This is a genomic window from Streptomyces sp. CA-179760, from assembly GCF_050937045.1.
In the GTDB taxonomy this organism is placed as follows: Bacteria; Actinomycetota; Actinomycetes; order Streptomycetales; family Streptomycetaceae; genus Streptomyces.
The window spans coordinates 8,901,429-8,914,211 of record NZ_JBNJLZ010000001.1 but is presented as its reverse complement, the minus strand read 5'-3'; the positions used below and the strand labels follow the sequence as shown (position 1 = coordinate 8,914,211).

Below are 12,783 nucleotides of genomic sequence, written 5' to 3'. Positions count from 1 at the left end.
GGCTCCCGGGACGGACGGACTTTCGGACCGCGTCCCAGTTCACCACAGGGAACGCCTGCGGGTGGGCCCTTCGGATCATGAAACCTTGCTGAACGGCCGTTCAGGCTCGGCGGGCTCAGCGGGCGGACAGGCTGGAGCGGCGCACCACCAGTTCCGGCTGGAGGACGACCCGCCGGTGCTCGTGCGGCTTCACCGCGCCCTCCGTCTCCGTCTCCTCCAGGAGCAGATCGGCCGCCATGGCGCCCATCGTGACGGCGGGCTGCCGCACGGAGGTGAGCGGGACGGCCGCCGCGGCCGCGAACTCGATGTCGTCGTAGCCGACGATGGCGAGGTCGTCGGGGACGCCCACGCCCGCCGCGTACATGGCCTGCAGCACACCGAGCGCGAGCAGGTCGTTGGCGCAGAACACGGCGGTCGGCCGGTCGGCGAGGCCGAGCAGCCGGGCTCCGGCGTCGCGTCCCGCGGCGACGTCCAGCCGTTCGGTGGGCAGCTCGCGCAGCGCCTCGGGGCCGAGCCCGGCCTCATCGAGCGCTTCCAGGGCGCCCGTACGCCGGTCACGGACCTGGTTGAGGCCGGGCGGGCCGCTGACATACGCGATCGAGCGGTGCCCGGCGTCGACGAGGTGGCGTACGGCCAGGGCGCCGCCCGCGACGTCGTCGACGGAGACCGAGCACTCCGTGGTGCCCTCGGAGACCCGGTCGACCAGGACGAACGGAATGCCGTGCCGGCGGAAGGCCTCGATGTTGCGCCCCGTCGCGTCGGCGGGGGTGAGCAGCACGCCGCGCACACGCTGCTCGGCGAAGAGGGAGAGATAGTCGGCCTCCTCCCCCGGGTTCTGGGCGCTGTTGCAGACCATCACACCGAGTCCGGCCTGACGGGCGGCGCGCTCGGCGCCGCGTGCCACGTCGACGAAGAAGGGGTTGCCCATGTCGAGGACCAGCAGCCCCATGATCCGGCTGCGGCCCGCGCGCAGCTGCCGCGCGGACTCACTGCGGACGTAGCCGAGCCGGTCTATCGCGGACTGCACGCGGGCCCGGGTCTCGGTCGCGACCGTGTCCGGGCGGTTGATCACGTTCGACACCGTGCCGACGGAGACTCCGGCGACGCGGGCGACGTCCTTGATACCCACCGACTGGGACATCGGACAGGGACCTCCAGAAGGGGGACAGAGGGGGCGGCGGCCGGAGCGGCTTCACATTACCGGCATGCCGCCCCGGCGACCGGGTCCGGTCAGGCGGGCAGCCGGAAGTCGACGACGTGCAGCGCCGAGGGCGTCGTACCGCTGGATTTCTCCTGGTACATGAAGGACAGCACCCCGTCCTGCCCGACGCGTGTCTCGTCGATGACAACCTCGCCGAAGGCGTTGAGGCCGCTGCCGTCGAACAGGATCCTCCAGTCGGTGTACCCGGAGGCCGCGGAGGCGGCGGCGATCCGGCCGAAGGGGAAGACCGCGTACGCGTTGTCGTACTTGTCCAGGATCAGCTTGGTGCGCTGGCTGGAGTTCAGCGGGACCGGGATCTCGGTCTTCCGCCAGCTGCCGGAGGCGTTCTTGCGGACGTGGAAGGCGCGGCCGTTGGCGGTCCGGTTCGCGACGTAGTTCGTGGTGCACTGTCCGAAGCGGCCGGGGACGTAGGAGATGATCGCGTGCGGCCGGCCCGCCGAGTCGGTGAACTGGCTCTCCTGGTTCATCAGGGAGTGGTCCGGGTTCAGCGGGTCCACGACCAGACCGGTGTCGTTCACGGACACCTTGTCGGAGCCGCCGGTGACACCGACGACGCCGCCGGCGTTGTTGCGCCAGGTGCGGCCCCGGTCGTCGGAGTAGACGTAGCCGGTGTCGTGGTTGCTGATGCCGCCGCCGTCGCACATCACCGCGCCGTTCTGCTCACGCCAGGTGAAGAAGGAGTGCAGCCGCCCGTTCCGGTCGTAGTCGATGCCGTGCAGGTACATGTTGCGGGCGGTCGAGGAGCCGTGCTCACTGGTGTACGTGCCCGTCGAGCTGGACCACTCGCCCAGGCTGGTCCACTTCGTGCCGTCGTACTCGGCGAGGGCGTTGCGGCCGTTGCCGGAGATCCCGGCCCGGTAGCTCAGCTGGAGCCTGCCGCCGGGCGTGGAGACGAACTGCGGGTATGTGAACTGCGTGGTGAGAGCGACCCCGTCGAGGGTGGACTGGGGCGCCCCGAAGCGGCTCGCGGTCCAGCTCAGCCTGCCGGGCTTGTCCATGAGTCCCGCCACCGACTTCACGTAGGTGAAGCCGGTGCTGTGGGAGTCCATGTTGAGGTGGAGGCGGCCGTCGACCTTGGAGACGCCCATCGAGATGACGTTGTGGGAGTCGTCCATCCGCAGGCGGTGGCCGACCTTGACGGTCGACCAGGCACCGGAGCCGAGCACTCGGCGGCCGACGACGGCGTTGCGGTCAGCGGTGTACCAGACGGCGTACTGGTATCCCTTGTAGGTCAGCAGGCCGTTCTTCTGGAACGCGTTGTTGTTGACCAGTCCGTCGTACGACACGAAGAAGACGGCCTGGCTGTCGAGCGTGGTGGTGCCGGTCCGGGTGACCGAGGGGCCGGGGTCGGCGGCCCGGGCGGTGCCGGAGGCGAGGGCGGGGGTCACCACGGCTCCGGCGAGGGCGGCGGCCAGCAACGTACGTCTGTGCATCTCATGGACTCCATCGTCATACGAGGTGGAACACTTCCGTGAGCGGTTTCATGGCCTCGTCGGGCCGGGCGCCGTCCAGCGACTCGAAGAACGGCGCCATCTCCGCCTGCCAGCGGGCGTTGACGTCGGTGGCTTCCATTCCTGCCAGGGCTGCCGCGAAGTCCTCGGTCTCCAGGTAGCCGACGAGCAGTCCGTCCTCGCGCAGGAAGAGCGAGTAGTTGTGCCAGCCGGTGTCCGAGAGCGCCTGGCGCATCTCGGGCCACACGGTGGCGTGCCGCTCGCGGTACTCGTCGAGGCGGTCCGCCCTGACCTTCAGCAGGAAGCACACGCGCTGCATCAACAGATCCCCAGGGACTAGAAGTTGAACTGGTCGATGTTCTTGGCGTCGAAGACGGTCGGCTTGCCGAGGCTGATCACCCCGTCCTTGCCGATGGTGTACTCGCCCATGGACCCGGCCTTGAAGGTCTCGCCCTCCTTGCCGGTGATCTGCCCGGAGGACAGGGCGACGGCGGTACGGGCGGCCAGCTCGCCGAGCTTGGCCGGATCCCACAGCTCGAAGGCCTCGACCGTGCCGTTCTTGACGTACTTGCGCATGTCGTTGGGGGTGCCGAGGCCGGTCAGCTTGACCTTGCCCTTGTACTTGGAGCCCGACAGGTACTGGGCGGCGGCCTTGATGCCGACGGTGGTCGGGGAGATGATCCCCTTCAGGTTCGGGTACTCCTGGAGCAGGCCCTGCGTCTGCTGGAAGGACTGCTGGGCGTCGTCGTTGCCGTACGCCGTCTTCACCAGCTTCATGTTCTTGTACTCGGGCTTCTTCAGCTCGTCCTTCATGAAGTCGATCCAGGTGTTCTGGTTCGTCGCGGTCTGCGCGGCGGACAGGATCGCGATCTCGCCCTTGTAGTCGATCTGCTTGGCGAGCAGCTGCACCTCGGTGCGGCCCAGGTCCTCGGCGGACGCCTGCGAGACGAAGGCGTTACGGCAGTCGGCCGTGGTGTCGGAGTCGTAGGTGACTACCTTGATGTCGTTCTTCATGGCCTGCTTGAGGGCGGTGCACAGGGCGCCCGGGTCCTGCGCGGAGACAGCCATCGCGTCGACCTGCTGCTGGGTGAGCGTGTTGACGTAGCTGACCTGCCCGGCGGTGTCGGTGGCGCTGGACGGACCGACCTCCTTGTAGCTGGAGCCGAGCTCCTTGAGCGCCTTCTCGCCGCCCTTGTCGGCGGAGGTGAAGTACGGGTTGTTGACCTGCTTGGGCAGGAAGCCGACGGTCAGGCCCTTCTTGGTGGCGGCGTTCGGGTCGGCCTTGCCGGCGGTGGCGGCGGACCCGCCTTCGTTCGCCACGTCCTTCTTGGTGGTGCCGCCGCAGGCGGTGAGCGCGAGTGCGAGAGAGGTGGCGGTGGCGAGGGCCGCGCAGCTGCGGCGCAGGGTGGACTTACGCATGTCGATGGTCCTTTACGAGGAAGGGCTTGGTTATGAGGTAGGAGTCGAGGCGGCGGCTCTGCGGCCCGCCCTCGCTACGGAGATCTGACGTGCGACCCGGGGGCCGAGCACGGACAGCACGAGCAGCACGCCGGTGACGACGATCTGCGACTGAGCGGACACGTCCTGGAGGCTCATCACGTTCTGCAGCGCCCCCAGCAGGAACACCCCGGCGATCGCACCACCCAACGTGCCCTTGCCGCCGTCGAAGTCGATCCCGCCGAGCAACACCGCGGCCACGACCGACAGTTCGAGCCCCGTCGCGTTGTCGTAGCGCGCGCTGGCGTAGTGCAGGGCCCAGAAGACGCCGGTGAGCGAGGCCATCACCCCGGTCAGCGTGAACAGGAGCAGCTTCTGCCGCTTGACGCGGATACCGGCGAACCGCGCCGCCTCCTCACTCGCCCCGATCGCGAACAACGACCGCCCGAACGGCGTGGCGTGCAGCGCGACCACGGCGATGGCGAGCAGGACGAGGAACGGCAGGAAGGCGTACGGGACGAACGTGTCGCCGAGGCGCCCGGCCGCGAAGTCCAGGTATTGCGTGGGGAAGTCCGTCACGGCGTCGGACCCGAGCACGATCTGCGCGATGCCCCGGTAGGCGGCGAGGGTTCCGATGGTGACGGCGAGGGACGGCAGCCCGAGCCTGGTCACCAGGAGGCCGTTGACCAGCCCGCAGACCACGCCCAGCAGCAGACAGATCGGGATGATCGTCTCGATGGCCATGCCCTGGTTCCACAGGGCCCCCATCACCGCACCGGACAGACCCGCGGTGGACGCCACCGACAGGTCGATCTCCCCGGAGACCACCAGCAGGGTCATCGGCAGGGCGATCAGCGCGATCGGAAGCGTGTTGCCGATCAGGAACGACAGGTTGAGCGCGTTGCCGAAGCCGTCGACGAACCCGAAGGAGAACAGCAGCACGACAATGAGCAGGGCGCCTACCACCGTGTCCCAGCGGACCGCTCGGCTCAGGGAGATGTCAGCCATGGCGGGCGTTCCTCTTCTTCAGGGCGGAGGCCACGCGCAGCGCGACGACCCGGTCGACCGCGATCGCGAGGATGAGCAGGATGCCGTTGATGGCGAGCACCCAGACGGAGCTGACGCCGAGGGCGGGCAGCACACTGTTGATGGAGGTCAGCAGCAGCGCGCCGAGGGCCGCGCCGTAGACGCTGCCGGAGCCGCCGGTGAAGACGACGCCGCCGACCACCACCGCGCTGACGACGGTCAGTTCGTAGCCGTTGCCGGTGCCGGAGTCGACGTTGCCGAACCGGGCGAGGTACATGGCGCCGGCGAGTCCCGCGAGGGCGCCGCAGAAGGTGTAGGCGGCGAGGATCCGCTTGCGTACGGGGATGCCGGCGAGCCGGGCGGCCTCCGGGTTGGAGCCGAGGGCGTAGAGCTCGCGGCCGCTGCCGTAGTGCTTGAGGTAGTAGGCGGTGGCGATGAGGACCGCCAACGCGATCAGCGCCAGGTACGGCACCGCCCAGATGCCGCCGGAGCCGAAGTCGACGAACCCGCCGGGCAGATCGGCCGCGGTGATCTGGCGGGAGCCGACCCAGATGGAGTCGATGCCGCGGATGATGTAGAGCGTGCCGAGGGTGACGACGAGCGCGGGCACCTGGCCCAGGCTGACGAGCAGTCCGTTGAGCAGTCCGAAGCCGATGCCGAGCAGGACGGCCAGCGCGATCGCCACGACCGGATTGCCCCCGCCCTGGAGATACGTTCCGGCGGCGAAGGCGCTGATGCCGAGCGTGGATCCGACGGACAGGTCGACGTTGCGGGTGATGACGACGAGGGACTGACCGGTCGCGACCAGGACCAGGATCGTCGCGTTCAGCAGCAGGTCCTTGATGCCCTGCTCGGACAGGAACTCGCTGTTGCCGGCCTGGGTGACGGCGATCATCACCAGGAACACGGCCAGGATGGCGAGTTCGCGCATCTTGAAGACCCGGTCGACCAGCCGCGTGCCGCTGGACTTGGGCACGTCGGCCACGGGGGCCTCTCGGGGAGTGACGACCGTCATGCGGCGGCCCTCCCGGTGGCTGCGGCCATCACGGTTTCCTCGGTGGCGTCGGAGCGCGGGATCTCGGCGGTGAGGCGGCCCTCGTGCATCACCAGCACGCGGTCGGCCATGCCGAGGATCTCGGGCAGGTCGGAGGAGATCATCAGGACGGCCACACCGTCGGCGGCCAGCTGGGACAGCAGCCGGTGCACCTCGGCCTTGGTGCCGACGTCGATGCCCCGGGTCGGTTCGTCGACGATCAGCACCTTGGGGCCGGTGGCCAGCCACTTGGCGAGCACGACCTTCTGCTGGTTGCCGCCGGACAGGGTGTTGACGGTGTCTGCGATCCGGGCGTACTTCACCTGGAGCTTGACGGCCCAGTCGAGGGAGCGGCTGCGCTCGGCGCCCCGGTCCATCAGCCCCGCCCTGACGGTCGTACGCAGCCCGGTGAGGCCGATGTTGCGCTCGATGGACATGTCCATCACCAGACCCTGGGCGCGCCGGTCCTCGGGGACCAGGGCGAGTCCGGCGGACATCGCGGTGGAGGGGGCGCCGTTGACGAGGGCCTTGCCCTGGACGGAGACCTCGCCCGCGTCCCAGCGGTCGATGCCGAACACGGCCCGGGCGACCTCGGTGCGGCCCGCGCCGACGAGCCCGGCGAGGCCGACGATCTCGCCGTGCCGCACCTCGAAGGAGACGTCGGTGAAGACGCCCTCGCGGGTCAGGCGGCGCACGCTCAGGGCGACTTCGCCCGGTGTCACGTCCTGCTTGGGGTACAGCTCGTCGAGATCGCGGCCGACCATGCGGCGTACGAGGTCGTCCTCGGTCATGCCGTCCAGGGGCTCGCTGGCGATCCAGGCGCCATCGCGCAGGGTGGTGACCCGCCGGCAGATCTCGAAGATCTCCTCCAGCCGGTGGGAGATGAACAGCACGGCGGCGCCCTGGTCGCGCAGGGTGCGTACGACGCCGAAGAGGCGGGCGACCTCGCTGCCGGTGAGGGCGGCGGTCGGCTCGTCCATGATCAGGACGCGGGCGTCGAAGGAGAGGGCCTTGGCGATCTCGACGATCTGCTGGTCGGCGATGGACAGGCCGCGGGCGGGCCGGTCGGGGTCGAGTTCGACGCCCAGACGCTCCATGAGGGCGGCGGTCGCGTTGTGCGTGGCCTGGTGGTCGATCCGGCCGAGGGCACGCTTGGGCCTGCGGCCCATGTAGATGTTCTCGGCGATCGACAGATCGGGGAAGAGCGTGGGCTCCTGGTAGATCACGGCGATGCCGGCGTCACGGGCGTCACCGGGGCCGTTGAAGACGACGGGCGCACCGTCGAGCAGCACCTGGCCGGCGTCCGGCCGGTGCACTCCGGCGAGCGCCTTGATGAGGGTGGACTTGCCGGCACCGTTCTCACCGGCCAGGGCGTGCACCTCCCCGGGGAACAGCTCCAGGGAGACGTCCCGCAGTGCGCGGACCGCGCCGAAGGACTTGGACACGTCCCTCAGCGCCAGAACCGGGGCCGGACCCGTGGTGGACGGGTGGGTCATGAGGGCTCCTCGACGACGCCGGCGGGATGCCCTCTCGGCGTCGTGAAAGGTTTCAACTGGATTGCCGGAAAGTTAGGCGGGCCGCGCATGTCACGTCAATGGGTACCGGTCGAAAATATTTCGATGCCGATCCGAGGACACTAGGTCACGCGCCGGTCACGGGAAACCGCGTGGGCCGGAGGGGTTGACACCTCTCCGGGTGGCCCATAGCTTCGCGTCCTGAATCGTTTCATTCAGTGGTCGTTACGACCCGATGCCACAGGAGCCCTGACGTGACCGAGCTCGCCGCGGCGAAGACCGCGCTCAAGACCCAGGCCGTCGAGACGCCGTCGTGGGCGTACGGGAACTCGGGCACCCGGTTCAAGGTGTTCGCGCAGGCGGGTGTGCCGCGTGATCCGTACGAGAAGCTGGACGACGCGGCGAAGGTGCACGAGTTCACCGGGGTCGCCCCGACGGTGGCGCTGCACATTCCGTGGGACAAGGTCGACGACTACGCGGCGCTGGCGAAGCATGCGGAGCGGCGTGGTGTGCGGCTCGGCGCGATCAATTCCAACACCTTCCAGGACGACGACTACAAGCTCGGGAGCATCTGCCACCCGGATGCGGCGGTGCGGCGAAAGGCCGTGGATCATCTGCTGGAGTGCGTCGACATCATGGATGCGACGGGCTCGACGGATCTGAAGCTGTGGTTCGCCGACGGGACGAACTATCCCGGGCAGGACGACATCCGGGGGCGGCAGGACCGGCTGGCCGAGGGGCTCGCGGAGGTCTACGAGCGGCTGGGCGAGGGGCAGCGGATGCTGCTGGAGTACAAGTTCTTCGAGCCGGCGTTCTATACGACGGATGTGCCGGACTGGGGCACCGCTTATGCGCACTGTCTGAAGCTCGGGCCGAAGGCTCAGGTCGTGGTCGACACGGGGCATCACGCGCCGGGGACCAATATCGAGTTCATCGTGGCGACGCTGTTGCGTGAGGGGAAGCTCGGGGGGTTCGACTTCAACTCGCGGTTCTACGCGGATGACGACCTGATGGTGGGAGCGGCGGATCCGTTCCAGTTGTTCCGGATCATGTATGAGGTGATTCGGGGTGGGGGGTTCGCGCCTTCCGTGGCGTTCATGCTCGATCAGTGTCACAACATCGAGGCGAAGATTCCGGCGATCATCCGGTCGGTGATGAATGTGCAGGAGGCTACGGCGAAGGCGTTGCTGGTCGATGGGGGTGCGCTGGGTGCGGCCCAGGCGGCGGGGGATGTTCTCGAGGCCAATGCCGTGGTGATGGACGCCTACAACACGGATGTGCGGCCGTTGCTGCGGGAGGTGCGCGAGGAGCTGGGGCTGGACCCCGAGCCTGTTGCGGCGTACCGGCGTTCGGGGTGGGGCGAGAAGATCGTTGCCGAGCGGGTCGGTGGGAAGCAGGCGGGGTGGGGGGCGTAAGCGTCTGCCGGGTTCTGTTCGATCCGGGCTGCGGGCCGTATGTGGCTGGTCGCGCCCACGCGGCGGTAGCCGCAAATTCAACACAGCCCCGCGCCCCCAAGAGGGCGCCTCACCCCATCCTCATCTGAAAAGGAACTGTCATGGCTGTTCATCCGGAAGCCGCCGCTCTGCTCGCCCGGTCGCATCGGCTCGGATCCGATCCCCGCAACACCAACTACGCGGGAGGCAATGCCTCCGCCAAGGGCACCGAGACCGACCCCGTCACCGGCGGGGACGTCGAGCTGATGTGGGTCAAGGGCTCCGGCGGTGACCTCGGGACGCTGACCGAGGCCGGGCTCGCCGTACTGCGGCTGGACCGGATGCGGGCGCTCGTCGATGTGTACCCGGGGGTGGAGCGCGAGGACGAGATGGTCGCCGCGTTCGACTACTGCCTGCACGGGAAGGGTGGGGCGGCCCCCTCCATCGACACCGCCATGCACGGGCTCGTGGAGGCCGCGCATGTCGATCATCTGCACCCGGATTCCGGTATCGCGCTCGCCTGTGCCGCCGACGGGGAGAAGCTGACCGCCGAGTGTTTCGGGGACAGTGTGGTGTGGGTGCCCTGGCGGCGGCCCGGGTTCCAGCTGGGGCTGGACATCGCCGCTGTGAAGGAGGCCAATCCGCAGGCCATCGGGTGCGTGCTCGGCGGGCACGGAATCACCGCCTGGGGTGACACTTCCGAGGAGTGCGAGCGGAACTCGCTGCACATCATCCGGACGGCCGAGGCGTTCCTCGCCGAGCGGGGGAAGGCCGAGCCCTTCGGGCCGGTGATCGAGGGGTATGCCGCGCTGAGTGCCGGAGAGCGCCGGGAGCGGGCCGCCGCCCTCGCGCCCTACGTCCGCGCCCTCGCCTCCCAGGACCGGCCTCAGGTCGGGCACTTCGACGACTCCGAGGTCGTCCTCGACTTCCTTGCCGGCGCCGAGCATCCGCGGCTGGCCGCGCTGGGCACCTCCTGCCCGGACCACTTCCTGCGGACCAAGGTCCGGCCGCTCGTCCTCGATCTGCCTCCCTCCTCGACTCTCGACGAGGCCGTCGACCGGCTCAAGGAACTGCACGCCGAGTACCGCGAGGAGTACGCCGGCTACTACCGACGGCACGCCCTGCCCGACTCCCCCGCGATGCGCGGCGCCGACCCCGCGATCGTGCTGGTCCCGGGCGTGGGCATGTTCAGCTTCGGCAAGGACAAGCAGACCGCCCGGGTGGCCGGGGAGTTCTACGTCAACGCCATCAATGTGATGCGCGGGGCGGAGGCTGTCTCCACGTACGCGCCGATCGAGGAGTCGGAGAAGTTCCGTATCGAGTACTGGGCGCTGGAGGAGGCCAAGCTTCAGCGGATGCCGAAGCCCAAGGCACTGGCCACGCGGGTCGCGCTCGTCACCGGTGCCGGCAGCGGGATCGGGAAGGCCATCGCGCACCGGCTCGTGGCCGAGGGGGCGTGTGTGGTCGTCGCGGACCTCAACGGCGAGAACGCCCAGTCCGTCGCCGAGGAGCTGGGCGGGGCCGACAAGGCCGTCGCCGTGACGGTCGACGTCACCTCCGAGGAGCAGATCGCCGAGGCGTTCCGGGCGGCCGTGCTGGCCTTCGGCGGAGTCGATCTCGTCGTCAACAACGCGGGTATCTCGATCTCCAAGCCGCTGCTGGAGACCTCCGCCAAGGACTGGGACCTGCAGCACGACATCATGGCACGCGGGTCCTTCCTGGTGTCGCGGGAAGCGGCGCGGGTGATGATCGCGCAGGGGCTCGGGGGCGACATCGTCTACATCGCCTCGAAGAACGCCGTGTTCGCAGGGCCCAACAACATCGCCTACTCGGCCACCAAGGCCGACCAGGCCCACCAGGTGCGGCTGCTCGCCGCCGAGCTCGGCGAGCACGGCATCCGGGTCAACGGGATCAACCCGGACGGTGTCGTGCGCGGCTCCGGGATCTTCGCCGGCGGGTGGGGTGCCAAGCGGGCCGCTGTGTACGGGGTCGAGGAGGAGAAGCTGGGTGAGTTCTACGCGCAGCGGACCATCCTCAAGCGCGAGGTGCTTCCCGAGCATGTCGCCAACGCGGTGTTCGCCCTGACCGGCGGGGACCTGACCCACACCACCGGGCTGCACATCCCGGTCGACGCCGGCGTCGCGGCCGCCTTCCTGCGATGAGCGCGGGTGTGAAGTCGTACGCCGCGGTCGACCTCGGCGCGTCCAGCGGGCGCGTCATGGTCGGCCGTGTCGGCCCGGACTCGCTGGAGCTGAGCGAGGCCCACCGCTTCCCGAACCGGCCGGTGCGGGTGCCCGAGGGGCTGCGCTGGGACGTGCTCGGGCTCTACGCGGGGGTGCTGGACGGGCTGCGGGCGGCCGGGCGGGTCGACTCCGTCGGCATCGACAGCTGGGCCGTGGACTACGGCCTGCTGGACGCCGACGGGGCGCTGCTCGGCAACCCTGTGCACTACCGCGACAGCCGTACCGAGGGCGTCGCGGAGAAGGTGTGGGCGACCGTGCCCGCCGGGGAGCTGTACGCGGCGACGGGTCTTCAGTACGCGCCCTTCAACACCCTGTACCAGCTGACCGCCGCCCGTTCCACGGCCCAGGTCGACCGGGCCCGGCGGCTGTTGCTGATGCCGGATCTGCTGACGTACTGGCTGACCGGTGAGCAGGGCACGGAGCTGACCAACGCCTCGACGACCCAGCTGATCGATCCGCGCACCCGGGACTGGGCGTACGGGGTGGCGGAGCGGCTGGGCATCGATCTCGGGCTGTTCGCGCCGCTGCGGCGGCCCGGGGATCCGGCGGGGGTGCTGCGGCCGGAGGTGCTGGAGGAGACGGGGCTGACCGGTCCCGTGCCGGTGACGGCCGTCGGGTCGCACGACACCGCGTCGGCGGTCGCCGCCGTACCGGCCTCGGGCGAACGGTTCGCGTACATCTGCACCGGCACCTGGTCGCTGGCCGGTCTGGAGCTGGACGCGCCGGTGCTGACCGAGGAGAGCCGGGCGGCCAACTTCACCAACGAGCTGGGGCTGGACGGCACGGTTCGCTATCTGCGCAACATCATGGGGCTGTGGCTGCTCCAGGAGTGCGTGCGGGCCTGGGGCGAGCCGGATCTGGGCGCGCTGCTTCTGGAGGCCTCCAAGGCGTCTGCCCTGCGGTCGGTCGTCGACGCAGGTGACGCGGCGTTCCTCGCGCCGGGGCGGATGCCCGAGCGGATCGCCGAGGCGTGCCGGGCCTCTGGGCAGCCCGTGCCCGAGTCGCCGGCCGAGGTGACGCGCTGCATCCTCGACTCCCTCGCCCTCGCGCACCGCAAGGCCGTGCAGGACGCGCAGCGGCTCGCCGGGCATCCGGTCGACGTGGTGCATGTGGTGGGAGGGGGCACGCGCAACGCGCTGCTGTGCCAGCTCACCGCCGATGCCTGCGGGCTTCCGGTGGTCGCCGGGCCGACGGAGGCCGCCGCTCTGGGGAACGTGCTGGTGCAGGCGCGGGCGCACGGTCTGTTCGGTGACCTGGCGGGGATGCGGCGGCTGCTCGTCCGTACGCAACCGCTCACGCGGTACGAGCCGCGCGGCGGGACCGAGCGGTGGCGCGCCGCGCAGGACCGGCTCGCCGGGGACTGACGGGGTCTCCCCCGGGTCTTGTCCCCGCACTACGCTTCACTCATCCGATGATCGACCACA

10 protein-coding genes are annotated in these 12,783 nt (G+C 69.7%); 3 read left to right on the top strand and 7 right to left on the bottom strand.

From position 1 onward, the window contains the following. Positions 1 to 115: 115 nt before the first annotated feature. The 7 genes from ACQEV8_RS40315 to ACQEV8_RS40285 form a co-directional block, all read right to left on the bottom strand. Positions 116 to 1,141, bottom strand: a complete 1,026-nt coding sequence (locus ACQEV8_RS40315; protein WP_432971235.1) for a LacI family DNA-binding transcriptional regulator — start codon at positions 1,139 to 1,141, stop codon at positions 116 to 118. 89 nt (positions 1,142 to 1,230) lie between these two features. Further along, positions 1,231 to 2,655, bottom strand: a complete 1,425-nt coding sequence (locus ACQEV8_RS40310) for a BNR repeat-containing protein (protein WP_432971232.1) — start codon at positions 2,653 to 2,655, stop codon at positions 1,231 to 1,233. A 16-nt stretch (positions 2,656 to 2,671) separates the two neighbouring features. Next, a complete protein-coding gene (locus tag ACQEV8_RS40305; RefSeq protein ID WP_215116872.1) occupies positions 2,672 to 2,992 on the bottom strand; it encodes an L-rhamnose mutarotase in 321 nt (106 codons plus the stop codon). A gap of 17 nt (positions 2,993 to 3,009) precedes the next feature. After that, the gene (gene rhaS / locus ACQEV8_RS40300) at positions 3,010 to 4,092 is read right to left on the bottom strand and encodes a rhamnose ABC transporter substrate-binding protein (RefSeq protein WP_388314302.1); all 1,083 of its coding nucleotides are present in this window, start codon (positions 4,090 to 4,092) and stop codon (positions 3,010 to 3,012) included. Positions 4,093 to 4,122: 30 nt separating this feature from the next. Beyond that, positions 4,123 to 5,118 (bottom strand): ABC transporter permease, encoded by a 996-nt coding sequence (locus ACQEV8_RS40295; RefSeq protein WP_432971227.1) that lies wholly within the window; start codon positions 5,116 to 5,118, stop codon positions 4,123 to 4,125. Then, positions 5,111 to 6,151 (bottom strand): ABC transporter permease, encoded by a 1,041-nt coding sequence (locus ACQEV8_RS40290; protein WP_432971224.1) that lies wholly within the window; start codon positions 6,149 to 6,151, stop codon positions 5,111 to 5,113. Before ACQEV8_RS40290 ends, ACQEV8_RS40295 begins: the two co-directional genes overlap by 8 nt. After that, complete coding sequence (locus ACQEV8_RS40285; RefSeq protein ID WP_432971221.1) at positions 6,148 to 7,665, bottom strand: sugar ABC transporter ATP-binding protein; 1,518 nt, start codon at positions 7,663 to 7,665, stop codon at positions 6,148 to 6,150. Before ACQEV8_RS40285 ends, ACQEV8_RS40290 begins: the two co-directional genes overlap by 4 nt. A 272-nt stretch (positions 7,666 to 7,937) precedes the next feature. Between ACQEV8_RS40285 and rhaI the strand changes: the two genes are divergently transcribed. The 3 genes from rhaI (at position 7,938) to ACQEV8_RS40270 (ending at position 12,723) form a co-directional block, all read left to right on the top strand. Continuing rightward, positions 7,938 to 9,098: an L-rhamnose isomerase gene (gene rhaI, locus ACQEV8_RS40280; RefSeq protein WP_432971218.1), complete on the top strand. Its 1,161-nt coding sequence runs from the start codon at positions 7,938 to 7,940 to the stop codon at positions 9,096 to 9,098. Positions 9,099 to 9,238: 140 nt separating this feature from the next. Beyond that, complete coding sequence (locus ACQEV8_RS40275) at positions 9,239 to 11,278, top strand: bifunctional aldolase/short-chain dehydrogenase (protein ID WP_432971215.1); 2,040 nt, start codon at positions 9,239 to 9,241, stop codon at positions 11,276 to 11,278. Then, the gene (locus tag ACQEV8_RS40270; protein ID WP_432971212.1) at positions 11,275 to 12,723 is read left to right on the top strand and encodes a rhamnulokinase; all 1,449 of its coding nucleotides are present in this window, start codon (positions 11,275 to 11,277) and stop codon (positions 12,721 to 12,723) included. Before ACQEV8_RS40275 ends, ACQEV8_RS40270 begins: the two co-directional genes overlap by 4 nt. The last annotated feature ends 60 nt before the right edge of the window (positions 12,724 to 12,783 follow it).